Source organism: Streptomyces sp. NBC_00775 (assembly GCF_036347135.1).
Classification (GTDB): Bacteria; Actinomycetota; Actinomycetes; order Streptomycetales; family Streptomycetaceae; genus Streptomyces; species Streptomyces lutosisoli.
This window is the reverse complement of sequence record NZ_CP108938.1, coordinates 1,269,458-1,293,102: the sequence shown is the minus strand read 5'-3', so window position 1 is coordinate 1,293,102 and position 23,645 is coordinate 1,269,458. Positions and strand designations below refer to the sequence as shown.

At 69.3% G+C, this 23,645-nt stretch carries 18 protein-coding genes; 9 read left to right on the top strand and 9 right to left on the bottom strand.

Annotated features, from left to right (window positions below; genetic code table 11):
- Window positions 1–9 precede the first annotated feature (9 nt).
- Window positions 10–1,470, top strand: a complete 1,461-nt coding sequence (locus OIC96_RS05995) for a glycoside hydrolase family 76 protein (RefSeq protein WP_330308914.1) — start codon at window positions 10–12, stop codon at window positions 1,468–1,470.
- A 52-nt stretch (window positions 1,471–1,522) separates the two neighbouring features.
- Complete coding sequence (locus tag OIC96_RS05990) at window positions 1,523–3,175, top strand: beta-1,3-glucanase family protein (RefSeq protein WP_330308915.1); 1,653 nt, start codon at window positions 1,523–1,525, stop codon at window positions 3,173–3,175.
- Window positions 3,176–3,283: 108 nt separating this feature from the next.
- Here the strand turns inward: OIC96_RS05990 and OIC96_RS05985 are convergent, their stop codons facing one another.
- A complete protein-coding gene (locus tag OIC96_RS05985; RefSeq protein WP_330310370.1) occupies window positions 3,284–4,906 on the bottom strand; it encodes a glycoside hydrolase family 76 protein in 1,623 nt (540 codons plus the stop codon).
- Window positions 4,907–5,499: 593 nt separating this feature from the next.
- Between OIC96_RS05985 and OIC96_RS05980 the strand changes: the two genes are divergently transcribed.
- Complete coding sequence (locus tag OIC96_RS05980) at window positions 5,500–8,388, top strand: alpha-L-rhamnosidase-related protein (protein WP_330308916.1); 2,889 nt, start codon at window positions 5,500–5,502, stop codon at window positions 8,386–8,388.
- Window positions 8,389–8,443: 55 nt separating this feature from the next.
- Here the strand turns inward: OIC96_RS05980 and OIC96_RS05975 are convergent, their stop codons facing one another.
- The 5 genes from OIC96_RS05975 to OIC96_RS05955 form a co-directional block, all read right to left on the bottom strand.
- On the bottom strand, window positions 8,444–8,779 hold the full coding sequence (locus OIC96_RS05975; protein ID WP_330308917.1) for a hypothetical protein: 336 nt from the start codon (window positions 8,777–8,779) through the stop codon (window positions 8,444–8,446).
- Between the two features lie 71 nt (window positions 8,780–8,850).
- Window positions 8,851–9,078, bottom strand: a complete 228-nt coding sequence (locus OIC96_RS05970) for a hypothetical protein (RefSeq protein WP_330308918.1) — start codon at window positions 9,076–9,078, stop codon at window positions 8,851–8,853.
- An 83-nt stretch (window positions 9,079–9,161) separates the two neighbouring features.
- On the bottom strand, window positions 9,162–9,806 hold the full coding sequence (locus OIC96_RS05965; protein ID WP_330308919.1) for a dihydrofolate reductase family protein: 645 nt from the start codon (window positions 9,804–9,806) through the stop codon (window positions 9,162–9,164).
- Window positions 9,807–10,027: 221 nt separating this feature from the next.
- Entirely contained in the window at window positions 10,028–10,285 is a 258-nt protein-coding gene (locus OIC96_RS05960; protein WP_330308920.1) for a hypothetical protein, read from the bottom strand.
- A 165-nt stretch (window positions 10,286–10,450) separates the two neighbouring features.
- Window positions 10,451–11,836 (bottom strand): alpha/beta hydrolase-fold protein, encoded by a 1,386-nt coding sequence (locus tag OIC96_RS05955; protein WP_330308921.1) that lies wholly within the window; start codon window positions 11,834–11,836, stop codon window positions 10,451–10,453.
- Window positions 11,837–12,183: 347 nt separating this feature from the next.
- Between OIC96_RS05955 and OIC96_RS05950 the strand changes: the two genes are divergently transcribed.
- Together OIC96_RS05950 and OIC96_RS05945 are read left to right on the top strand one after the other, a co-directional pair.
- On the top strand, window positions 12,184–13,563 hold the full coding sequence (locus OIC96_RS05950; RefSeq protein WP_330308922.1) for a hypothetical protein: 1,380 nt from the start codon (window positions 12,184–12,186) through the stop codon (window positions 13,561–13,563).
- Window positions 13,564–13,665: 102 nt separating this feature from the next.
- On the top strand, window positions 13,666–14,472 hold the full coding sequence (locus OIC96_RS05945) for an NAD(P)-dependent oxidoreductase (RefSeq protein WP_330308923.1): 807 nt from the start codon (window positions 13,666–13,668) through the stop codon (window positions 14,470–14,472).
- A gap of 95 nt (window positions 14,473–14,567) precedes the next feature.
- Here OIC96_RS05945 and OIC96_RS05940 read toward each other — a convergent pair whose 3' ends face one another.
- Window positions 14,568–15,161: a tannase/feruloyl esterase family alpha/beta hydrolase gene (locus OIC96_RS05940; RefSeq protein ID WP_330308924.1), complete on the bottom strand. Its 594-nt coding sequence runs from the start codon at window positions 15,159–15,161 to the stop codon at window positions 14,568–14,570.
- Between the two features lie 611 nt (window positions 15,162–15,772).
- On the opposite strand from OIC96_RS05940, the gene OIC96_RS05935 reads away from it, so the two are divergent.
- The 4 genes from OIC96_RS05935 (at window position 15,773) to OIC96_RS05920 (ending at window position 21,644) form a co-directional block, all read left to right on the top strand.
- Window positions 15,773–16,960 carry a DUF3500 domain-containing protein gene (locus OIC96_RS05935; RefSeq protein WP_330308925.1) on the top strand — a complete coding sequence of 396 codons (1,188 nt, stop codon included), beginning with the start codon at window positions 15,773–15,775 and terminating at the stop codon, window positions 16,958–16,960.
- The gene (locus tag OIC96_RS05930) at window positions 16,957–18,360 is read left to right on the top strand and encodes a HupE/UreJ family protein (RefSeq protein WP_330308926.1); all 1,404 of its coding nucleotides are present in this window, start codon (window positions 16,957–16,959) and stop codon (window positions 18,358–18,360) included. Before OIC96_RS05935 ends, OIC96_RS05930 begins: the two co-directional genes overlap by 4 nt.
- 322 nt (window positions 18,361–18,682) lie before the next feature.
- Window positions 18,683–20,734: a phosphocholine-specific phospholipase C gene (locus tag OIC96_RS05925; RefSeq protein WP_330308927.1), complete on the top strand. Its 2,052-nt coding sequence runs from the start codon at window positions 18,683–18,685 to the stop codon at window positions 20,732–20,734.
- Between the two features lie 52 nt (window positions 20,735–20,786).
- Window positions 20,787–21,644, top strand: a complete 858-nt coding sequence (locus OIC96_RS05920; RefSeq protein ID WP_330308928.1) for a phospholipid scramblase-related protein — start codon at window positions 20,787–20,789, stop codon at window positions 21,642–21,644.
- A gap of 81 nt (window positions 21,645–21,725) precedes the next feature.
- Here OIC96_RS05920 and OIC96_RS05915 read toward each other — a convergent pair whose 3' ends face one another.
- Both OIC96_RS05915 and OIC96_RS05910 read right to left on the bottom strand, forming a co-directional pair.
- Window positions 21,726–22,694, bottom strand: coding sequence for a hypothetical protein (locus OIC96_RS05915; RefSeq protein ID WP_330308929.1), 969 nt, complete (start codon window positions 22,692–22,694; stop codon window positions 21,726–21,728).
- Window positions 22,691–23,581 (bottom strand): phosphatase PAP2 family protein, encoded by an 891-nt coding sequence (locus OIC96_RS05910; RefSeq protein ID WP_406502201.1) that lies wholly within the window; start codon window positions 23,579–23,581, stop codon window positions 22,691–22,693. Before OIC96_RS05910 ends, OIC96_RS05915 begins: the two co-directional genes overlap by 4 nt.
- Window positions 23,582–23,645 lie beyond the last annotated feature (64 nt).

The window sequence follows — 23,645 nt, the reverse complement described above, 5'->3', positions numbered from 1 at the left end:
GGAGCCGGCATGAACTCAACGGCAAGACGCATCCGGAGAATCGGCACCGGCCTGATCGCGGCCCTGGCCCTCCTGATCCCGGTCACCACCGGCGTCGCGACCGCCGCCCCCGAGGCGACGATCTGCAACAAGTACTGCGACACCCGCGACCCGGCCCTGTCCCCGGGGGACCGGCAGCCTGTCACCGCCACCATCTACGCCCGCACCCTCACCCTGCACTTCGACGACACCGACGCGATGGGCTGGGCCTCGATCACCAACGGCAGTCCGGGGGACGAGGTCTGGCTCGACCGCTCCTTCGACGGCGGCCGGACCTGGAGCTCGGGCAGCAAGCTCGGCGACACCACCATCCCTTCGGGGCAAAGGGGTTGGCGCACCCTGATGTACAACGTCGACGACTGGAACAACAACGGCGTCGGAGCGCTGCGCGCCTGCGGCAAGGCGGGGGACCGGGCCGAGATCGCCTGCACGGCATGGGCCCGTACCACCTGGAACGCGTACAGCCGGCCCACCGCGGCGGCCACCGCGCTGATGCAGTCGTACAACAACTCCACCGGCCTGTTCGACACCACCGGCTGGTGGAACTCCGCCAACGCCCTGACCGCGATCATCGACAACATCCGCGTCACCGGAATGCCCAGCTACAAGTACGCCGTCGCCAACACCTACGACCGCCAACTGAGCGCCCAGGGCGGCCAGTTCCGCAACGACTACATCGACGACACGGGGTGGTGGGGGCTCGCCTGGGTCGCCGCGTACGACCTGACCGGAGACAGCCGCTATCTGAACACCGCCCGCGCCGACGCGGACTACATGGCGCGGTACTGGGACTCGACGTGCGGCGGCGGGGTGTGGTGGAGCACGGCGAAGACGTACAAGAACGCGATCGCCAATTCCCTCTACCTGGAGCTGAACGCGGCGCTGCACAACCGGATCTCCGGCGACACGGTCTATCTCGGCCGGGCGAACGCGGAGTGGTCGTGGTTCAAGGGCACCGGCATGATCAACGGCTCCCATCTGGTCAACGACGGCATCGACCTGTCGACCTGCGGCAACAACGGGTCCACGGCATGGTCGTACAACCAGGGTGTGCTCCTCGGCGGACTGGCCGAGCTGTACCGCGCGACGGGGGACTCGGCCCTGCTGACCACCGGCCGCCAGATCGGTGACGCCTCGACCACTTCCACATCGCTGAACTCCGGCGGAATCCTGCGCGAGCCGTGCGAGACGAACGGCTGCGGGGGCGACGGGCCCTCCTTCAAGGGCGCCTACGTCCGCGGGCTGAGCGTCTTCAACGCCCAACTGTCCGACCGCCCCTACACCTCGTACATCACACGGCAGGCGAACTCCGCCTACGCCAACGACCGCAACGCCCTCGACGCGTACGGACTGCACTGGGCAGGGCCGATCGACTCGACGGACGCCGCCCGCCAGCAGAGCGCACTCGACCTGATGAACGCGGCGAACTGACCGGTCATCGCCGACCGCCGCCGCCCTCCCCCGGCCTAGGAGATCCGACACCATGCTGTCCCGCAGAAGTCTTCTCAGAGCCTCCACGGCCGCACTGGCCACCCCCGCGATCCTCACCGGCGTGGCCGGCCGTGCCTCCGCCACCGCGTCGACCCTCAGCATCGACCTGCAGAACAACACCGGCTCCAACACGGTCTACGCGTACGTCACCGGCCTGGCGATCGACAACGGCAACGCCTGGTACCTGCTGCGGGCCGACGGCCAGACCCCCTACTACCCCTCGTCCCCGTCCTCGACCGGCACCCCGCTCGCGGTGGACTGTGCCATCCCGCTGAACGCCTCGGGCGCCGGCCCCAAGCGGATCACCATCCCGCGCATAGCCGGCGGCCGGCTGTGGTTCTCCGTCGACAGGAAGCTGACGTTCCTGCTCAACCCCGGCCCGGCGCTCGTCGAGCCGTCGGTGACCAACTCGTCCGACCCGAACATCGACATCCAGTGGGATTTCTGCGAGTTCACCTTCAACAGCTCGGTCCTGTACGCCAACGTCAGCGCCGTCGACTTCGCCGCCATGCCCATCGCGCTCAAGCTCACCACCGGCTCGGGCGGAACACAGAGCGTGCCGGGCCTGGCCGCCGGCGGACTCGACTCCATCTGCGCCGGGCTGACCGCGCAACACGCCGCCGACGGCCAGGGCTGGGACCAGCTGATCGTCACCTCCGGCGGCCAGAACCTGCGGGCCCTGAGTCCCACCGCCGGCATCGTGCGCAACTCCTCGCTGTTCTCCGGGTATTACTCCTCCTACGTCGACCAGGTGTGGGCCAAGTACGCGTCCACCCCGCTGACCGTCGACACCCAGGCGTCCTGGGGCACCCTCACCGGAACCGTGTCCGGCGGCCTGCTCACCTTCCCGGGGGCAGGGTCCTTCGCGAAGCCGTCGGCCCCCGACATCTTCAGCTGCAACTCGGGCCCCTTCAACGTGTCTTCGGCCATCATGGGCGCCCTCACCGCCCGTATCAGCGCGGCCCTCAACCGCAGCACCCTGCTGTCCGACGCCAACCAGCCGGACGGGGAGAACCCCGCCACCTACTACACGACTTCACCCACCAACCACTACGCACGCCTGGTGCACGCCACCTCCACCGACGGACGCGGCTACGCCTTCCCCTACGACGACGTCACCCCGAACGGGGGCACCGACCAGTCCGGCTTCGTCACCGCCGGCGACCCCACTCTGCTGACCGTCACGTTGAGCGCCGTCCACGGCGGCGGAGGAACCACCCCGCCCTCCGGTGGGACCAGCGCCTTCTCCACCATCCAGGCGTCCTCGTACACCGGCCAGTCCGGCACCACCACCGAGACCACCAGCGACACCGGCGGCGGCTACGACGTGGGATACATCGCCGGCGGGGACTGGCTCGGCTACGCGAACATCGACTTCGGCAGTGGCGGCGCGACACAGTTCATCGCCCGGGTGGCCTCCGGGGCCGCCAATGGGGTTAGCGGGCTGGTGCAGGTCGCGCTGGACAGCCCCACGGCCACCCCGGTCGGCAGCTTCTCCCTGGGCAGCACGGGCGGCTGGCAGAGCTGGGTGACGATCCCCGCGAACATCAGCAGGGTGACCGGCGTGCACACGGTCTATCTGACCTTCGCCAGCGGGCAGCCCGCCGACTTCGTCAACGTCCACTGGTTCACCTTCGCGGCCTGACCCGACAGCTCCGGAGCTTCAGCTCAGGCAGGCGGCCACCTAGGTGGCCGCCTGCCTGAACAGCTGTGCACGCGGGCGGCCGCCTGGGCGACAGCCGCGGCCCGGTCGTCAGCCCGCGGCGGCCGTGAGCGCTCCGAGGGCGCTGGCCTGGGTACGCCAGTCGGTCTGGTTGGGGCTGGTGCCGGCCCAGCGTTCACCGAGGGCGTTGACGGAGGTGCGGTCCTGCGCCCACAGGGTGTCCGCCTGCTTCTGGACGTAACTCCGGTAGGTACTGGAGCCGGTGGCCTTCGCGAGGTCGGCGAAGTTCCGCATGAAGATGCCCTTGAACTGCTTCTGGTTGTCGTCGCAGGACGCCGAGCCGACGTCGCAGGACTCGGTGAGCACGCCGCCGGTGGTCAGCGTCGGGTTGCTGACGGCGGCGTCGGCCAGGGTTCGCGCGGTGGCCAGCAGCGAACTGTCCCCGGTCGTCCTCCACAGCTCGGTGAAGCCGCCGATGGCCAGCCCCTGGTTGTAACTCCACACGGTGGAGCCGTTGTTGGCGCAGGCGGAGGAGAGCCCGTCGTTCACCAGCCCCAAGGAGTTGATCATCCCGCTGGCCTTGTACCAGGCGGCGGAGGTCTTCGCCCGCTGGAGCCACACGGTGTCGCCCGGGATGCGCTGGTGCAGCGCCGTGGTCAGCCACAGGTACTGCCCGTTCGTCACCGCGTTCTTGTAGGTGCGCTCACGGTCCCACCACACGCCACCGCCGCAGGTGCTGGGATCCCAGTACTGCTGGACGTAGTTGGCGATGGTGACGGCCTCGTCGAGGTAGCGGGAGTCGCCGGTGTAGTCGTACGCGTCCAGCCAGGCGATGGCCCACCAGCCCGAGTCGTCGATGGAACGGCTGATGAAGTCGCCCTCGAGCGCGTCCGAACTGCGCACGCCGGCGGCGAAGGTGCCCTTGTTCCGGTCGAAGGTGCGCGCGATGACCCAGTCGTAGTCGTGCGTGCCGGTGGTCTTCGCGAAGTCGATGAGGGAGGTGAGGGTGGCGGCCGAGTTCCACCAACTGCTGGGCCACCAGCCGTTGTAGGGGTCGTACGACGTCATCAGCGCGTCCGCCGCCGCGCGCGCCCTGGTCGGCACGGGCCTGAACCACGTGGTGCAGCTGCCCTCGTTGTGGCTCGCCTCCCGGCCGCAGGCGCGGACCGCGCCGCCGTAGAGGAGGCCGCGCGGGTCTCGGGTGGCGTACATGGCGGTACGGGTGCCGGTGGCCCCGGACGGGGTGCTGGTGCGGCCGAGGGAGGAGCCGTCCGGCCAGGTCGAGCCGCCGTCCCAGGAGCGGTCGAGCCAGATCTCGTCGCCGGCGCCGCCGGTGTCGATGCTCGCCCAGGCCATGGAGTTCTTCTGGTCGACGTGCAGCCGGATCGTGCGGCCGTAGAGGGTGGTGGACGGCACCGGCTGGTCGTCGCCGGCCGCCTGGCCGGCGCCGGTACTGTCGCAGAGGGTGTCGCAGACGGTGGGGTAGACCCAGTTCGTGCAGCCGACGCCTGCGGCGTCGCCGCAGGCCCGCACGAGCCCGCGTCGGTGGTTGCGGGGATCGGTGATGTTGTACATCAGCGTCCTGGTGCCGGTCCAGGTGCTCGGGATGCTCGCCTTGCCGAGCAGTCCCTCCCAGGTGGTGCCGCCGTCCCAGGAGCGGTCCAGCCACACCGAGTCGCCGGTCACGCCGCTGTCGATGCTGGCCCAGGCCATGTCGTCCGCGTCGGACACGTGCAGTTCGAGGCGACGGCCGTTGAGGTCCTTGTTCGGTACTGGAAACGTTTCCTGTCGTGCCTGTGAGGGATCCAGCGTGTCACAGGCCAGTACGCACACCTGGGTGGCGGCGGCTGCGGGTGTCGCGGCCGGGAGCAGTGCCGCGAACGCGAGGGCGGCCGTCAGCAGGAAGCTGAGAAGCCGTGATCTGACAACGATGTCGGAGATTCGTAAGGGCACCGGAACTCGCCTCGATTTCACGATGGGGGACGCCGGTTGGCGGGCGTGGCTGGGGCCGACGGCTCTCACCGAGCCGGGCGGGAATCGAGCACTGGTCCATACCTTTCTCGGAGGCAGTGAACCGGCTTGGCGAGGTCCTGTCAATGCCCTCAACGGGAGTCCTTTCAGGGGTGATTCGGGGTGGCCGTGACGGGTTGACACCCTGTTTTCGGGCGCCCATCATCGGTGGAACTTCGGCGAGGCTCCTCGTGCATCCAGCTGTCCAATCGGTCGCTGGGCTTCGTAGGCCACAGTTTTGAATCGTTTCAGAAATTGCGTTTTCTGTATTCGCGCACCCGATCCGGGAGGTTTCCATGCGTCGTCGTCCCCCGCTGAGCAGATCGCCAGGTCGACACCACTTGCTCGGCCTCGCCGTGATCGCGGCCACCGTCCTGTCCGCGGGACCCGCGCCGTACGCCGGCGCCGCGCCGTTCGCGACGACCGCAACGGGCGTCCACAAGGCGGCCCTTGACGCCCTGAACTACTCGCCGACCTCACGCACCCTGAAGCCGACCGCCGTCTACCGCACATCCGGCAGCGTCGCGAACCCGCAGAACGTCCTCAGCGGGCAGGCGACACGGATCTCCGGCTCCCAGTCGGCCGTCACTCTCGACTTCGGCAAGGAGGTCGGCGGTCTGGCAACGTTGTCTTTCGGCAGTGCCAGCGACAGCGGCCAACGGGTCGGCCTTGCCTTCAGCGAGTCGTCGCTGTACGTGGGCAACAACAGCGACCGCAGCAGCGGCCGCGACGGCGAGGACGGGGCCCTCTACGCCACAGCCTCCGCCAACGGCACCTACACGATGCCCACGGCGCAACTGCGCGGCGGCTTCCGCTACCTGACCGTCTTCCTCGACACCTCGGGCTGGGTGGACCTCACAGGCGTCAGCCTCAACTTCACCGCGGCTCCCGGGAAAGCCAACCCGGCCGACTACGCCAACTACTTCTCCTCCAGCGACGACCTGCTCAACAGCATCTGGTACGCCGGGGCCTACACCGTGCAGCTCAACACGATCGCCTCCGGCCAGGGCCGCGCCTGGCCCCCGCCGGCCTCGGCGTGGGACAACAGTGCCACCGTCGGTGTCGGTGACTCGGTCCTGGTCGACGGGGCCAAGCGCGACCGTACGGTGTGGCCCGGCGACATGGGCATCGCCGTACCCACGCAGTACGCGTACTCGGGCGACCTCACCTCGACCCGCAACGCGCTCACCACGATGTACGACGCACAGTCGGCGGAGGGCGAAATCCCCTGGTCGGGCCCGCCGTTCAACCTCACCGGCTCGGACACCTACCACACCTGGACGCTGCTGGGCACGTCCACGTACTACACCTACTCGGCCGACCGGACATGGCTGGACTCCGAATGGGCCGACTACAAGCGCGGGATGGCCTTCATCACCAACAAGATCGACGGCAACAACCTGCTCAATGTGACCCGCACCCAGGACTGGGCCCGGGTCGGCCAGGGCGGCGAGAACATCTCCGCCAACGCGCTGCTGTACGCCGCGCTCAAGGGCGGCGCCGCCCTGGCCACGGTCGAGGGCGACAGCGCACTCGCCGCGAGCTGGACCGGCAAGGCGGCCGCCATCAAGACCGCCGCCAACTCCCACCTGTGGGACGCTTCGAAGGGCATGTACAAGGACAACCCGACCAGCGGCCTGTATCCGCAGGACGGCAACTCGCTCGCCGTCTGGTACGGGCTCACCGACTCCACGGCGAAGTCGCGGAGCATCATCACCCAGCTCGGCACCCGCTGGGGCGCGTATGGGCCCACCACCCCCGAGTGGGGCGGCAACGTGTCGCCCTTCGTGGGCGGCGTGGAGCTGAACGCCCGCTTCACCGCGAATGACGACTACACCGCCCTGGATCAGATCCGCCGCACCTGGGGCCACATGCTGACCAGCGACATCGGCACCAAGAGCACCTTCTGGGAGGGCATCAAGGCCGACGGCGGCCTCGCCTACGGCGGTTCGTTCATGAGTCTGGCCCACGGCTGGTCCAGCGCGCCCACCTCGACGCTCACCTTCGACGTGCTCGGCACCGCACCGGAGTCGGCGACCGGCACTTACCGCTTCGTCCCGCACCCCGGCGACCTGACCAGCGCCGAGGGCCGCATCACCATGCCCCAGGGTGCCATCAACGCGTCCTGGTCCCGCGACCCCGCCGCCGGCACCTACTCGGCGCACCTCACCAGCCCGTCCGGCACCACCGGCCGCATCGGCGTCCCGAAGTTCGGCGGCGGCAACATCTCGGTGTCCGTGAACGGCACCGTCGTATGGAGCAACGGAAGCTTCACGCCCACCTCCGGCATCACCGGCGCGAGCCAGGACGACACCTACGTCTACCTCACCGGCGTCGCCCCCGGCAGTTACACCGTGACCGCCAGCGGACTGGGCAATCCGTCGGCACCCGCCGATCCCGGAACCGGTGCGCTGCGGGCGGGTTTCACCCGGTGCGCGGGCGAGGGCGGTACGTGCTCCTTCAGCGGCACGCGTGCGGTGGCCTACGGGGCCGGGACGTACACGTACAAGACAGCGACCAGTAGCACCGCCTGCACCAACGCCTCCTTCGAAGGCGACCCCGCGCCGAACCTCGTCAAGTCCTGCTACGTCGCCGACGCGGGCGGCCCGCCCGGATACACCTCCTGCGCGGCGGAGGGCGGCACCTGCGCCGTCCCCGGCTACAACCGTGACGTCGCCTACGGCGCCAACGGCAACTTCGCCCACCAGGTCACCAACGGCTCCGTCGCCTGCACCAACGCCCACTTCGGCGATCCCATCGACGGCGTCGCCAAGTCCTGCTACCTGCCACCCGACGGAGCGCCGGCCGGCGGTTGGACCAAGTGCGCGTCCCAGAACGGCACCTGCTCGGCCGCCGCGGGACAGCCGGTGATGTACGGCGCCTTCGGAGCGTTCACCACGCTCACGGCCACCGGCGACACCCCGTGCACCGACGCCACGTTCGGCGACCCGATCCCCGGCGAGTCGAAAGCCTGCTACACCGCCACCGGCGGCCCGGCAGGCTACGCCACCTCCTGCGCCGCCGAAGGCGGCACGTGCGCCTTCAGCGGACAGCAGACCATCGCCTACGGCGCCCGGGGCCGCTTCCTCTACAAGGCGTTCACCGGCGGCACCGGCTGCACGACGGCGGCGTTCGGCACCGATCCGCTGCCCGGCGTGAGCAAGACCTGCTACCTCACATCCTGAGCGGCGCAACGCCTCCGGCAGCCTCCGCCTCCCCGCGTGTTCGGGGGCTGCCGGATCACTCCGGATGGGCCACGGCCGCCTTCTGCAGTTGCACCGCCGCCAGCAGGCTCAGTTTCGGTTCCGCCTGGCGCAGCGACTTCACCGCCGCGACCGAGGCGATGTCCCCCGTGAAACCGACGGCGGCCAGCCGGGAGCGGACCCAGCGGGCGCGCAGCTGGGTTTCGGTGGCGGCGGCGGTGGACTCGACGAGAGCGGCAGCGCGTTCCAGGCCCGGGCGCTCCTCCGGTGAGGCCTCGGCCAGCGCCTGACGCAGGGCCGCGGCGACCACGTCCGCGTCCCGGATGGCCAGCACGAAGTTGTTCTTTTTGCTCAGTCCCGCGATTCCAGTCATGTGGATCAGCGTGACCTTCATCTTCCATTCCTGCCCAGTGACTTGAGGAGGTTCAGAGGATCGGCTACCGGCTACCGGCCGTCGGCCTGTGCGGTCAGGGCGAAGGCCAGCAGTGCCGTCGTGGTGAAGTCCAGCGAGGGCTCCACGGTCTGCCAGGCGCCCACGTCGTCCACGTACCGCGCGCCCTTGCCGTCGAAGTCGGCCCAGGCTCCTGCCGGGGGAGCGGCCGTGCACTTCTTCATGGTCGGGAAGCCGTTCAACTCCTCCAGCTTCGATGCGGCGTTGGGGCCGTTGACCACGGCGCCCCGCAGGATGGCGCCCTTTCCGCTTCCGCCGCACGGAAGACATCCACCACGCTGACATTCCCGAGTGGGCCCTCGTGTCACCTTCGCCAGAACAGGTGGTGCGTCACGCCGCTCGGGCTGGGCACGACCTCGAGGTGGAACCGGTCAAGCAGTTCATCGGGTGACTCCCAGAGTCGTACCCCGGATCCGAGCCGCACCTGCGAGACCGCCACATGCAGGGTGTCGACGAGGCCGGCGTCAAGGAACTGTCGGATGGTGGTCACCCCACCGCCGAGTCGGACGTCCTTGCCCTGCGCCGCCTCCCGGGCCCGTTCGAGGACCGTGGCCGGGTCGCCGTCGACGAAGTGGAACGTGGTGTCGGAGAGCGTGAACGAAGGACGCTTGTGGTGGGTCATGACGAACACCGGGGTGTGAAACGGGGGTTCGGCACCCCACCAGCCGCGCCAGTCATGGTCGTGCCAGGGCCCGCGCTGGGGCCCGAACTTGTTGCGGCCCATGATCTCGGCGCCGATGTTGCGTGCGAAATCTCGTGTGAAGTAGTCGTCGAGTCCGCGGCTCCCCCCGGGGTCGGTGCGCATGGGCCAGCTCGCCGTGGCGCCGGCCCAGGCGAACAGCCTCTCGGGATCGGCGTGGCCGAACGGACTCTCGAGGCTCTGGTGCTCACCGGCACCGAATCCGTCGCGTGAGACGTTGAAGTTCTGGACCCTCAGCAGCTGAGCCACGTGTTCCTCCTGCGTTGTCGACAACGGTGAGACTGCCAGGGCCGGGCAAACTCATCGCAGCCGCCGTGACCGGCCAGTAGTTGGGGTCGGGGCGCCGTCCGGGCGTGCGGCGCTGATCGACTTCAGTGCTGCCGGGGTGGGGACGCCTGTGAACGAGGCTGAACGCAACCCGAACGGCAATCCTCTTGCCGGGGCCGGCCTCTCGCTGGACGCGGCGGTGGTCAGGCGGTTCCCGCCAGAGGAAGTCGGCGCAGCGCTCGCCGACGGTCAACGGTCAGCAGTGGACTGCCGAGCACGGGCTGCACGAAGGCGGTCCAGGCACTGACCCGCCTGCCGTCGCGGATGTTGAGGTGCGGGAGGTTCACGCCGAGGATCTCCTCGCCGTCGCAGTCGTCGTTGTGCGGGATCCCGTACTGCTCGCAGGCTTCCACGAAGGCGACGGAGACCGGGTTGGGAGCATGATTGCGGGTGACCGGCATCGGTCCGCCCGCCCCGTGGTGGTGCGACGGGCCGTCCTCGAAGTCCTCGGAGCGTTTTGGGCGGCCGGGGCACCGTGAAGTCGGTGACCTCGCTGGCGCCGCCACCCTGACAAGCGGGAGTCGGGGCGACGGCGCCCGGAGCGGGCCGGGGCTTACAGGGACGGCTTACAGGGACTGGCGCATGATCCAGTCACGGATGCCGGGGATGGTGTAGGCGACCTGCCAGGTGGCCATGTGCGCGCTGGTGGTGGAGCCGGACGGTACGACCGTGCCGGTCTCGAAGGCGGCGAAGTTCACCGGGGTCCGCTGTGCCTTCATGCTCCGGACGTCCGCGGCGAACTCCGCGGCCGTGGACTGGCCGTCCCACAGGGCGGTGCTGACCTGCGTGCCCTGCTCCTGGATGACCTCGGTGATGGCCTGCTCACCCGGGTATGCCTTGGTGTCGTCCGCGGAGACGAGGATCCACAGCTTCTTCTGGGCCAGGGGCGCGGCCTGGGTTTCCGGCCACTGCCCGGCGACGATGAACGCGGCCGCGAACAGGTCGGGGTACTTGATGTTCAGCCCGAGCGACATCATCGCTCCCATCGACTGCCCGGTCGTGTAGAGCCGGTTCCGGTCGATGCTGTACTGCTGCGTCACCGACTCGACGAGGTTGGCGGTGGCGTCGAACAGCGTCGACGGCTCGTAGTTGTCGTCGATCACCACGGAGCCGTACTCAGGGGCCAGGACGAAGGACTCGTGCCGGGCCTGGTCCTCCGGGCTCGCCCAGCACACGGCGCCGAGGCCCTGGACCAGGGGGCCTTCCGTCGCCACGTTGACCACACTCGCGTCGTGCATGAACAGGACGAGCGGATAGCGCCTGCGGGGGTCATAGTCCTTCGGGACGAACAGGTTGTACTTCAGGGTCTGCCCGGTCGCCGGGTCGGCGAACGAGAACTGCTGGAAGTCGTCGACGATCAGGTTCACCACCGCGTCGGTGGTCAGCTCCGTGCTGTCCGCGGCGTAGCGGGTGCCGCGGGTCGTGGTGACGGTGTCCGTCTGGGTCAGCGTGGCCTTCGCCGCGACGATGGTTCCGCCCGGCGTGGTGTCGCCGACCTTCGGGCCCCCCGCCCCGACCCCGCCGCCGGAATCGCCCGACCCGCTGCCGGAACCGTCGGTGGGAGGCGTGCCGGAACCCTGCTGTGTCACCCACAGGGCCGCCGCCGTGTCGTCCGGCGACAGCTCCACGATGACGTAGCGGCCGGCCCTGCCCCGCTGCGCGAGGTCGGCCGTCCTGTTCGCGTAGACCTTGGTCACGGTGCGATCGGTGACCGCGAACGTCGACGTCGACAGCATCGAACCGTCGATGTCCCTGTCGTACTCGACCGCCACCGCGACGAGCTTCTGCCCGGCGCCGAAGACCTGCGTGATGGCGGTGACGCTCCGCACGTGGTCACCCCCCGAGCCCGTCCCGCGCGCCTCTTCGGCTGAGCTGGGGGTCGCGCTGCCGAACACCGCCAGGGCGCCGGCTGTCGCAGTTGCGGATCCGGCCATGAACGTACGCCTGTCCATGAAGGTGAGCTCCTTCGAGAGTGGGTTGCGGGGCTGCCGGGTTCCACTGTCCCGCCCAATTCTGTGAAGCGATTCAAGAAAAAGCCCTGATTTCACAGGTTACGCAGAAGTTTCCTGGTCGTGTGCATGCATTCGCGGCGTGCAATCTTAGATAACGCGCCGCAATTGTTGACGACGTCGAATTGCGGTGTGACGATCCTGGCGCCGCCTGATCCGTCCGTCGCTTGCCCGCGGTCCGGCGGATGTGGCCTGATCAGGCATTTCTCTCGCTTTGTCGATGGCGGAAATTCGATGTCGGAAATTCGCCGAAGTCTGACTATGTGTTCTTGAATCCGAAGGAGAAATCTGTGGTTCCCAAGAATGAGAACGAGAACATTCGGCTCGGCAGCCCGCTGCACCGGCGCTCGTTCCTGGGTGGCTCGATTGCGGCGGCGGTGGCGGCGACGTCCCTCGGGGGTGCCACGACGGCGGACGCCGCCACGAGTACGGGGCTGAAGGCGGGGGCCGGCCGGGCGGCGATCGACATCCCGTCCTCGCTCCTGCCGCTCGACGGCTTCACCACGGTCCACGACGACCTCTACGTACGGATCCTCCTGCTGGAGAACGGCTCGCGCCGCGTCGCTCTCGCCGTGCTGGACCTGACGTCGATCAGCGCGGAGGCGATCGCCGCGATGCGGACGACCATCGCGAAGGCGTCCGGCGTGGCGGCGGCCGACATCGTCGTGACCGTGACGCACACGTTCTCCGCCCCGCACGTGCAGGCGGTCGGCTCCTCGACGGCGGCGGCGCAGTACGTGCAGCAGATCACGCAGGCCACATCGACCGCGATCACGGCGGCGGTCGCGGGACTGCAACCGGCGCGGGTCGGGTTCGGGACCGGCGAGTGCGATGTGAACGTCAACCGGGACGTCCTCACGGCCGACGGCTGGTGGCTCGGCACCGGCGAGAGGGGCTCGTCGGACAAGAGCGTGGGAGTGACCCGCTTCGACGACCTCGACGGCAACCCGATCGCCATCCTCATGAACTACAGCGTCCAGTCCTCGGTCATGATGGAGTCGGTCATGGCCAACGGCGACCTGCCCATCACCGCAGACCTGGCGGGCGCGGCGGTGCAGCACCTGGAGAAGCAGTACGACGGCGATGTCGTCGGCTTCTTTCTGGTCGGCTCCTGCGGCGACCAGTCACCGGCGTTCAGGTCGAAGCGCTACACCATCGACAAGGACAAGAAGTGGTCCCAGGTCGATGCCCAGGACGCCGGCTGGCTGCTTCTCACGGTGCAGGGCGAGCGCCTCGGGACCGAAGCCGTCCGGGTCAGCGAGACCATCAAGACCTCCGGCGGCGATTCGGGCTCGACGGTGCGCCTCCTCACCGACTCCGTCACGGTCGCCACGATGACGAGTGGACACCCGACGGGACCGACGAAGACGTACGACTTCACCCCGACCGGCACGACCGACGTACCCATCTGGATCCTCCAGGTCGGAAACGGCGCGTTCGTGGGGGTGGAACCGGAGCTGTCCACCGACACCGCGCTGGCCATCAAGAAGCACTCGCCGTTCCCGCACACCGCCGTCATGTCGATGCTCGAGGGCGGCTCGAAGAACATGGCCGAGGCGCAGAGCTATGCCCGGATCACCTACGAGGCGATGGACTCGTCGTACGCCCAGGGCGCGGCCGAGACCGTCGCGGCGAAGATCGGCACCATGCTGCACTCCCTGCGCGGCTGAACTTGCCTGCCCTGTCCGCCCCGTCGGACAGGGCAGGGCGGCACTACCAGGGAAGGATCGGCTCCCGGCCTCGGCTGAACGAACGTGAGAGGGGGAGCACCCGTGGGTTCCACTCCCGTCCAGGGCCCCCGTATCGCCGTACTCGGCCTGGGAGAGGCGGGCGGCGCCATCGCGGGCGATCTGGTGGCCGCGGGCGCACGCGTACGCGGCTACGACCCGAAGGTCCCGGCGCCCCCTGGTGTGATGGACACGGTCAGCGAGGCGGAGGCGGCCCGGGGCAGTGACCTCGTGCTGAGCGTCAACAGCGCCTCGGCCGCCGTGGACGCCCTCCGAGCGGCCCTCGCCGGAACGCCTCCCGGCTGTCTCTGGGCCGACCTCAACACCGCCTCTCCCGGAGTGAAGCGCCGGCTCGGCGTGATCGACGGGGAGGCCGGGATCGACTTCGTCGACGTGTCCTTGATGGCGACCGTGCCCGGAAGGGGCCTGTGGACGCCGATGCTCGTCTCCGGACCCGGAGCCCGCCGCTACGCCGAGATGCTCCGCCCGCTCGGCGCGCGAGCCGACGTCCTCGACGGACCGGCAGGGCCGGCCGCCGAACGCAAGCTGCTGCGCAGTGTGTTCTACAAGGGCCTGGCGGCGGCCGTCGTCGAGGCTCTCGAAGCGGCCCGGGCCGCGGGCTGCGAGGACTGGCTGCGCGAGAACATCGCCGACGAACTGACCCGCGCGAGCGCCGCGACCCTGGACCGGCTGGTCGAGGGCAGTCACCGGCACGCCCTACGCCGGACCGTGGAAATGCAGGCTGCCGCCGACATGCTCGACGACCTCGACGTGCCCCCGCTGATCGCCATGGCCAGCAGGGACCTGCTGCGTCGACTGGCCGAGTCGCGATCGACGCCCCAGGTGTATTGATCACCAGCGGGACTGCTTCGGACGGGCGTACGGCGGCCCGGGCGGTGAAGTCGCCCTGGCCGCCGCCGTGACGGGCCGCGCGGAGCGGGACGGGCTCAGCTCTTGCCTGGGCGAGTCACCCACTTGCCGTCGACCCAGCCGCTGACCGTCTCGTATCCGGAGCGGAAAGAACCGAGGTAGTCGACGGTCAGGTTCTGCTCGGCGGTGGACAGCCGGGCCGTGTAGCTGGATGCGTCGTCGTCCGAACCGCCGGTGGTGTTCACCGCGATGTACGGGAACGGATAGACGGGCCGGGAGGCGGTGACCTTGCCGCCGCCGACGCTGTCGATGGCCTGGCTGAGGAGGCTGTCCGGGGCCTGGCCGGCCGTGGCCCAGTCGACGATTGCCGACAGCGCGTCGATGCCGTCCGGACCCTGGCCGCCGCCGCAGTGGGCGACACCCGGCAGCAGGAACAGACGGGCGAAGCCGGACGGATCGCGGCGACCTCCCAGGTCTCGCCGGAGGCGACGGTCTTCCTCCGCCGGGCCGCCGCGGCCGGTGTCGCTGCGTGGGCGGTGGCCGGTGCGAGCAGCGAGGGTGCCGCGACGACGCTCGCGACGGCGATCAGCGCGCGAACCCGCGACCGCATCGTCACGCCGCGCTCCGCGAGGGCCTGCTTCATGGCGTGGTTGGTGACTTCGGGCATGCATAACTCCCTTGCGCCCCATGGCTGTTCATGGGGCGATCGGCTTCGAGCGGTGTGCGAGGGAGTGAAGCAGCGACCGTGGAGCCGTAGAAGTGCGTGGCTCCTGTGAATCCGCCTACGGGGCATGGCCATTGGGGATACAAGCCATTACCCGGCCAGACCGACACGGGTCCACCCGGCTCGCCCGACCTGCTGCCCGCCGGTTATCCGCAATAGCAAGGAAATCTATTCACGCGATAAGAGCAGCCTGTCAAATCCATAAGTGAATTCCGTGAATTTGCGCCATTTTCCTGTGTGTGGATCAAGAATATTTTGTTCACCTGACGAGGCGTTGAGATTTGGATAAGAGTGTCGATAATCTTGTCAACAATCGCATGAAGCGCTCGACCGGGTGCCTGTCGTGCCTTTCAATCATGCGAAATGTCCGCTATCTGTACGGATGTGGCGTCCCTGAAGTCGGCTGATGGGTGCTTCCCATGGGGCCGGGACGTCATTCCAGTATTGAAGGAGTGGTTCGTGAGTAGAGAAAGAACCCGTCGAGTACGTACACGACGGACTTGGCGGGGCGTAGCCGGTGCCGCCACGGCAATTGTGCTGGTCGGCGGCGGCTTTGCCGTGGCAAATGCCTCGACGGATACGCAGACAGGTGCATCGGCGGCAGGTGTCAAGCGCCCGGTCGACAAGGACGCCACCGGCGTCGGAGCCGTGGTCAGTGCCGCCAACGCGTTCCTGAACACGCTGGACGCCGACCAGCAGGCGGAGGTCCTGCTGGACTTCTCCGAGGAGAACGCCACGGCGTGGTCGAACCTGCCGTGTGGCTCGACCTGCCGTCCCGGCATCCAGCTCAGCACCCTGACGGACACTCAGCTGGCCGCCGCCATGAAGGTGGTGAAGCTGGCCACGGGGTCCGGCAAGGGCACCGGGTACGACCAGATCACGCAGATCATCAAGGCCGACGACGTGCTCAACTCGGCACAGAGCACCAGTACCGAGTCCGCGGGGCCGGCGCCCTCGGACGGCGCGTCGAGCTCGGCCTCGGCGGACCCGTCCGCCACGGCGACCCCCAGCTCGACGGCCACCGACGCCCCGACCGACGTCCCGACCGGCACCCCGCCGTCCGGCGGCACCGGAGGCGGCGGCATGGGCGGCTACGGCAGCGGCGTCTACTTCCTGGCGTTCCTGGGCACCCCCTCGGCGGACGGAACCTGGCAGCTGCACTTCGGCGGCCACCACCTCGCCGTCAACGAGACGTACAAGAAGGGCAAGGTGGCCGGCGCCAGCCCGTTCTTCATCGGAGTCGAGCCGACCACCTGGACCGACGACGACGGCACCACGTACTCGCCGCTGGAGAAGCAGCGCAACGGCCTGCTCGCGCTGACCAGCAGCCTGAGCACGGAACAGCTGGCCACCGCCAAGCTGTCCGAGTCGTTCAGCGACGTGCTCCTCGGCCCGGGTGAGGACGGCCAGTTCCCGGAGACCAAGGAAGGCATCAAGGCCAGCTCGCTGTCGCCCCAGCAGAAGAAGCTGGTCCTGAAGGCGATCCACCCCTGGGTCGCCAACGTGGACGACGCCACCGCGAAGAAGCTCATGAAGACGTACGAGCGTGAGCTGAACGAGACCTACATCGCCTACTCCGGCGGCACCGGCCTGGACACCCAGGGCGACTACGTGCGCATCGACGGCCCCGGCGTGTGGATCGAGTTCGTCTGCCAGAACGGCGTCGTGTACCGGGACCAGATCCACTACCACACCGTGTACCGCGACCACACCCGCGACTACGGCAGCGAGTTCTCCTTCTCATGACCCGACCGCGAAACTGGCTGACCACCGCACTTCGCCTGGTGGCCGGGATCGCGATCGCGGTACCGGCGGCGCTCCTTCTCGGGGCGTCGCCGGCCGCCGCGCATCCGATGCCGCACTCAGTGGTCCAGCTCGACGTGTACAAGGCCTCCGTCACCGCGAGGCTGGAACTGCCGGTCGGCGACTTCGCCACGGCCAGCGGGATCGATCTGGCCGACACCGAAGCTTCGGCCCTGCCCGCCAAGGCCACGGCCATCCGCACCTACCTCGGCAAGCACATCCGCCCGACCACGCTCAAGGGCGAGGCGTGGCAGGTCAGCATCGGCGCGCTGAGCCTCAGCCGGACCCAGCAGACCTCCACCGGCCCGTACCGCGAGCTGGTCGCCAAGGCCGTGCTCACCCCGCCGGCCGGCGCCGACGTACGGCACTTCACGCTCGACTACGACGTGATCGTCCATCAGGTCGTCACCCACGTCACGCTGGTGTCGGTACGACAGGACTGGGCGGCCGGCCGGGTCACCGGCGACGGCGCCACCCAGGTCGGCACCATCCGTCTCGACATCCGGCACATGACCGTCCCGCCGCTGACCGTCGACCTCGGCAAGGGCAGCGCCTGGCGCGGTTTCGTCGCCATGGTCGAACTCGGCGGCGACCACATCCTCACCGGCACCGACCATCTGCTGTTCCTGCTCATCCTGCTACTGCCCGCACCGCTGCTGGCCACCGGGCGACGCTGGGAAGGCCTGGTCGGCGCCCGCACCGCGCTCGGGCGCATCGGTCGTATCACGCTCGCCTTCACCGTCGGCCACTCCGTCGCGCTGGCCGCCACCGCCCTCGGCCGCCTGGAGATCCCCGGCCGGCCGGTCGAGGCGTTCATCGCCGCCAGCATCCTCGTCGGAGCCGTACACGCCATCCGCCCCCTGTTCCCGGGCCGGGAAGCGGTCGTGGCCGGAGTCTTCGGCCTCGGCCACGGCATGGCGTTCTCCTTCGTGCTGGCCGAGATGCATCTGTCCACCGGACAGCTCGTGTCCAGCCTCCTCGGCTTCAACCTGGGCATCGAACTGGTCCAGCTCCTGCTGGTCTGTCTGGCCCTGCCCACCCTGCTGGTGATCGCGCGGCTGCGGATACAGCCCGCGCTGCGGGTGGGCGGCGCGCTGCTCACCGGCACGGCGGCCGTCGGCTGGCTGGCCGACCGGCTCGGCGCGCCCAACCCGGTCGCCCGGGCGGCCGACAGCGCCGGATCCCACACCACGCTGATGCTGGCCACCCTCGCGTCGGCCGCGGTCGTCGCCGTCGGCTGGACACTGGCCGCGCGCCGGCGCGCAGGGTCCGAACAGGGCGGTGGTCTCCGCCTCCGGCCGCGGTCGCGACAGGTGGCCGAGACGGAGGCGGCGTCCGGATAGGTGCTCTCACACAGCCCGCGCGAGCGCGCCGGTCATGCGCCGACCTGGTGGGAACCGGAGCTGTCCACCGACAGGGCCCCAACGGGAACGCGGATTCCAGGGTGCGAACGGGGCGCGCGCTCGCCCGGGGCAGGCCCGTAGCCCTTCCGATCGGCCGTCGGCTGACGATCCGTCCGAAACCGTTCGTCTCACGTACCGCCGAGTTTCACATGGGGGCCACAGGACCCTTCCCTGACGTTTGGTGCTCTTGGAACACTCCAACCGCGCACGTTCCCTCACCATCCGGCCGACCGGGCCCGTCAGGACAAGAGGTCACTCACCCATGCCTCAAGTGAATCGGCGCCGATTCCTCCAACTCGCCGGCGGCACCGCGGCGTTCACCGCACTGGCCAACAGCATCGAGCGCGCCGCCGCGCTCCCGGCCAACCACCGTTCCGGCACCATCGACGACGTCGAGCACATCGTCGTCCTGATGCAGGAGAACCGTTCCTTCGATCACTACTTCGGCTCGCTGAGAGGCGTCCGCGGCTTCGGCGACCCGCGTCCGGCCACGACGTCGGGCGACAAGTCGGTCTGGTACCAGTCGGACGGCACCAAGGACGTGCTCCCCTTCCGGCCCGAGGCGGACAACCTGGGCATGCAGTTCATCCAGGACCTCCCGCACGGCTGGAGCGACGGACACACCGCCTTCAACAAGGGTAAGTATGACAAATGGGTGCCCGCCAAGTCGTCGACGACGATGGCGTACCTGACGCGCGAGGACATCCCGTTCCACTACGCGCTCGCCGACGCCTTCACCATCTGCGACGCCTACCACTGCTCGTTCATCGGCTCCACCGACCCGAACCGCTACTACATGTGGACGGGCTACACGGGCAACGACGGCAAGGGTGGTGGGCCCGTCCTCGGCAACGACGAGGTGGGCTACGACTGGACGACGTACCCGGAGCGGCTGGAGGCGGCCGGGGTCTCCTGGAAGATCTACCAGGACGTCGGCGACGGGCTCGACGCGAACGGCTCCTGGGGCTGGATCTCGGACGCGTACCGCGGCAACTACGGCGACAACTCGCTGCTGTACTTCAACCAGTACCGCAACGCCAAGCCGGGCGACCCGCTGTACGACAAGGCCCGCACCGGCACCGACGCCCGCAAGGGTGAGGGCTTCTTCGACCAGCTGAAGGCCGATGTGCAGGGCAGGAAGCTGCCCAAGGTCTCCTGGGTCGTCGCACCCGAGGCGTTCACCGAGCACCCCAACTGGCCCGCCAACTACGGCGCCTGGTACATCGCCCAGGTCCTGGACGCGCTGACCTCCGACCCCGAGGTGTGGAGCAAGACGGCGCTGTTCATCACGTACGACGAGAACGACGGCTTCTTCGACCACCTTGTGCCGCCGTTCCCGCCGCAGTCCGCCGCGCAGGGCAAGTCCACCGTCGACGTCGGCCCGGACCTCTACCAGGGCGACGCGAGCCGCGCGGCCGGACCGTACGGGCTCGGCCAGCGGGTGCCGATGCTTGTCGTCTCGCCCTGGAGCAAGGGTGGTTACGTCTGCTCCGAGACGCTCGACCACACCTCGATCATCCGGTTCATGGAGCGCCGCTTCGGCGTGCACGAGCCCAACATCTCGCCCTGGCGGCGCGCGATCAGCGGCGACCTCAGCTCGGCCTTCGACTTCGCGCGCAAGGACACCAAGCCGGTCGCGCTGCCGGACACCGACGGCTATCAGCCGCCGGACCACGACCGCCACCCCAGCTATGTGCCGACCCCGCCGGCCAACCCCGTCCTGCCCAAGCAGGAGCGCGGCTCGCGCCCGGCCCGCCCGCTGAAGTACGCGCCCCTGGTGGACGGTTCGGCGGACACCGCCGCCGGTACGTTCACGCTCACCTTCGGCTCCGGCGCCAAGGCGGGTGCCGCGTTCCTCGTCACCTCCGGCAACCGCACCGACGGGCCCTGGACATACACCACCGAGGCGGGCAAAACGGTCTCGGACACCTGGAACTCGGCGTACTCGAACGGCTCGTACGACCTCACCGTGCACGGACCGAACGGCTTCCTGCGCACCTTCAAGGGCCCCGGCAAGGCGGCCGGCCCCGAGGTCACCGCGCGGCACGTCGGGAGCGATGTGGAGCTGACCTTCACCAACAAGGGCTCCGGCACGGTCCACCTCAAGCTCACCGACGGCTATGGCGCAAAGCCGCAGTCGTTCAAGGTGCGGGCGGGCGCGACCGTGCGGCACACGGTCGAACTGCGGGCGAGCAGGCGCTGGTACGACCTGACCGTCGTGTCCGACGCGGATGCGGGCTTCTTGCGCCGGTTCGCCGGACATGTCGAGAACGGTCTGCCCGGTGTGAGCGACCCGGCGATCGTCAGCGCCTGATGGTTACCCAACTACCGGTTGTTTTCCAGCCATCTCACGGTAGTGTGCCCCGGTGACCACGCATTCGAACACTCCTGCAGGTTGGTACCCGGATCCGCACGGGGCGCCCCAGACGTTGCGCTACTGGGACGGATCTCAGTGGACCGACCACACGAATGCGGACCAGCAGGCCCAGGGCGCGCCGCAGGTACCGCACCAGGCCCAGCAGCCCCAGCAGGCGTACGCCCAGCAGCCCGCCCCGGCCCCCGACCAGCGCGTGCAGCGTCAGGTGCAGCAGCAGGCCGGGGTCGCGCCCAGTGGCGTCGGCGGCGGCACTCTGTTCACCGAGCCGGTCCTGGTGGTGAACCAGAAGGCCAAGCTGATCGAGGTGACCAACGAGTACAAGGTCATGGATCAGAACGGCAACCAGCTCGGCTCGGTCACCGAGGTCGGGCAGGGTGTGTTCAAGAAGATCCTGCGCTTCGTCTCCAGCCTCGACCAGTTCATGACCCACAAGCTGGAGATCCGGGACGCCCACGGCCAGCCGCAGCTGCTGCTGACCCGCCCCGCGAAGTTCCTCAAGTCGCGGGTCATCGTGTCGCGTCCGGACGGATCGCCCGTCGGCGAGATCGTCCAGCAGAACATGATCGGCAAGATCAACTTCGCCATGAACGTCAACGGCCAGCAGGTCGGCGCGATCAAGGCGGAGAACTGGCGGGCGTGGAACTTCGCGATCGTCGACCACGCGGACAACGAGGTCGCCCGGATCACCAAGACCTGGGAAGGCCTCGCCAAGACGATGTTCACCACTGCGGACAACTACGTTCTGCAGATCCACTTCCAGCTCCCCGAGCCCCTGCTGAGCCTCGTCGTGGCGACGGCGCTGACCGTCGACACGGCGCTCAAGCAGGACTCCCGCGGACTGGGATGACGGTGACATGAGGAAGGGCGGTCGCGGATCTCCGCGGCCGCCCTTCTTGCTTTCTCCCCGGCGGGACGCCGGCCGCTTGCCCTAGAGGGACGTCAGGTGCCCCGAGTTGGGCTGCTTGGGCACCAACGAGGGTTCGTACGTCGCCGATCCCGCGTCCAGTGCCAGCACCGCGGCGACCGGGTGGTCGTCGTCCACCAGGGTCTGGGGCATGGCCAGGGGTAGAGGGTCGGGATCGGGCGTCGACCGTGACAGCGTCACCACGCCCCACGCGGCGATCCCCGCTCCCACGAGCGCCAGCAGCACGCCCGCCGCGCCGCCCTGAAGGCGTTCGCCGAGCAGCGACAGGCCGATCACCACGGCGGCGACCGGGTTGGCGAGCGTCACGACGGCGAGCGGGGCGCCGAGCCCGCCCTGGTACGCGGTCTGCGACAGCAGCAGTCCGCCGGCCGCGAAGGCCGCCACGAGCAGTGCCACCACGACCACTTGGGCGCTCAGCAGCGAATCCGAGCGGTCCGTCGCGGCCACCGTCACGGTCTGTGTGAGTGCCGAGGCGACCCCCGAGGCGAACCCGGAGGCGGTCGCGTGCCGCAGTCCCGGCCGCGTTCCCGGCCGGGACAGGCCGCCGATCAGCATGGCGGTCGTGCCGGCGACGGCGAGCGCCTGCGGCACCGTCAGCACGTCGTCGGGCGCGGGCCCGGACGCCGTGACGAGCAGTGCGGCGAGGCCGATCAGTGTGAGCGCCGTCCCGCGCCACTCGACCGCGCTGACCCGCCGTCCGGCGACTCGCGCGCCCAGGGGCACGGCGGCGACCAGGGTGAGCGCGCCGAGCGGCTGCACCAGCGTGAGCGTGCCGTACTTGAGCGCGGCGACATGCAGCAGCGCGGCGGACGCGTTCAGCGCGACCGACCACCACCAGGCCCCCCTGGCCAGCATCGCCAGCGTGCCCGAGCCGGGCGACCGGGAGGCGAGCCGTTCCTGCGCGACGGCCGCGGCGGCGTACGCGACGGCCGAGAACAGTGACAGGACGACGGCGGCGAGAGTGGCGCTCATCGTCCCGCCCCCACGAGTTCCGGCACTTCCTGCACGGGGATCTCGGCGCGCTCCTGGACCCGGCCCGCGGTCGTCACCGTCCGGTGCGGCAGGTGGATCACGGCGAGCGCGATGCCGAGCAGGGCGGTCGCGACGATCGCGTCGAGCCAGTAGTGGTTCGCGGTGCCGACGATCACCACCAGGGTGAGCAGTGGATGCAGCAGCCACAGCCGGCGCCACCGGGACTTCGTCGCCGCGATCAGGCCGATCGCGACCATCAGCGCCCAGCCGAAGTGCAGCGACGGCATCGCGGCGAACTGGTTCGCCATCGAGTCGGTCGCCGGGTGCGCCCCGTACACCGTGGGCCCGTACACCTGTCCGGTGTCGATGAGACCCGCCTCGGCGAGCAGCCGCGGTGGTGCGAGCGGGAAGGTGAGGTGGCCCACCAGGGCGGCGGCGGTGACCACGGCGAGGACCCGGCGGGCCCAGACGTAGTGGGCCGGGCGCCGCAGGTACAGCCAGATCAGGAAGGCCGCGGTGGCCGGGAAGTGAACGGTCGCGTAGTAGGTGTTCGCGATGTGCACCAGGGTGTCGCTGTGCAGCAGCGCGGTCTGCACGGCGCCCTCGCCCGGCAGGTGCACGGCCCGCTCCAGGTCCCACACCTTGTGCGCGTTGCCGAAGGCCTCGGCGGTGTGGCCGGTGGCCAGTTGCCGGCCGACCTTGTAGACGGCGAAGAGCCCGACGACGAGCAGAAGCTCCCGCACGAGCGGCGGGCGTGCCGTGGTGTCCGACGTGTGCGTTTTCGCGGCGGCGTCGCGAGACGCCGCCGCTTGTATGGCCGCGTCGGGCGGCTCCGGTTCTGAAGCGGACTCTGACGCGGATTCTGCAGGCTCGGTTCGGGAATCCATCCCCCGGCCCCCTTGCTGACGGTCTTGCGTGGGGTGATGCGCGGTGAGCCCAGGACAGGATCCA

What these genes read in the sequence shown, in the direction of transcription:
- OIC96_RS05995 (WP_330308914.1), top strand. Translation starts at nt 10, where the DNA reads ATGAACTCAACGGCAAGACGCATCCGGAGAATCGGCACCGGCCTGATC.
- OIC96_RS05990 (WP_330308915.1), top strand. Translation starts at nt 1,523, where the DNA reads ATGCTGTCCCGCAGAAGTCTTCTCAGAGCCTCCACGGCCGCACTGGCC.
- OIC96_RS05985 (WP_330310370.1), bottom strand. Translation starts at nt 4,906, where the DNA reads ATGGCCTGGGCCAGCATCGACAGCGGCGTGACCGGCGACTCGGTGTGG.
- OIC96_RS05980 (WP_330308916.1), top strand. Translation starts at nt 5,500, where the DNA reads ATGCGTCGTCGTCCCCCGCTGAGCAGATCGCCAGGTCGACACCACTTG.
- OIC96_RS05975 (WP_330308917.1), bottom strand. Translation starts at nt 8,779, where the DNA reads ATGACTGGAATCGCGGGACTGAGCAAAAAGAACAACTTCGTGCTGGCC.
- OIC96_RS05960 (WP_330308920.1), bottom strand. Translation starts at nt 10,285, where the DNA reads ATGCCGGTCACCCGCAATCATGCTCCCAACCCGGTCTCCGTCGCCTTC.
- OIC96_RS05955 (WP_330308921.1), bottom strand. Translation starts at nt 11,836, where the DNA reads ATGGACAGGCGTACGTTCATGGCCGGATCCGCAACTGCGACAGCCGGC.
- OIC96_RS05940 (WP_330308924.1), bottom strand. Translation starts at nt 15,161, where the DNA reads ATGCATGCCCGAAGTCACCAACCACGCCATGAAGCAGGCCCTCGCGGA.
- OIC96_RS05930 (WP_330308926.1), top strand. Translation starts at nt 16,957, where the DNA reads ATGACCCGACCGCGAAACTGGCTGACCACCGCACTTCGCCTGGTGGCC.
- OIC96_RS05925 (WP_330308927.1), top strand. Translation starts at nt 18,683, where the DNA reads ATGCCTCAAGTGAATCGGCGCCGATTCCTCCAACTCGCCGGCGGCACC.
- OIC96_RS05915 (WP_330308929.1), bottom strand. Translation starts at nt 22,694, where the DNA reads ATGAGCGCCACTCTCGCCGCCGTCGTCCTGTCACTGTTCTCGGCCGTC.
- OIC96_RS05910 (WP_406502201.1), bottom strand. Translation starts at nt 23,581, where the DNA reads ATGGATTCCCGAACCGAGCCTGCAGAATCCGCGTCAGAGTCCGCTTCA.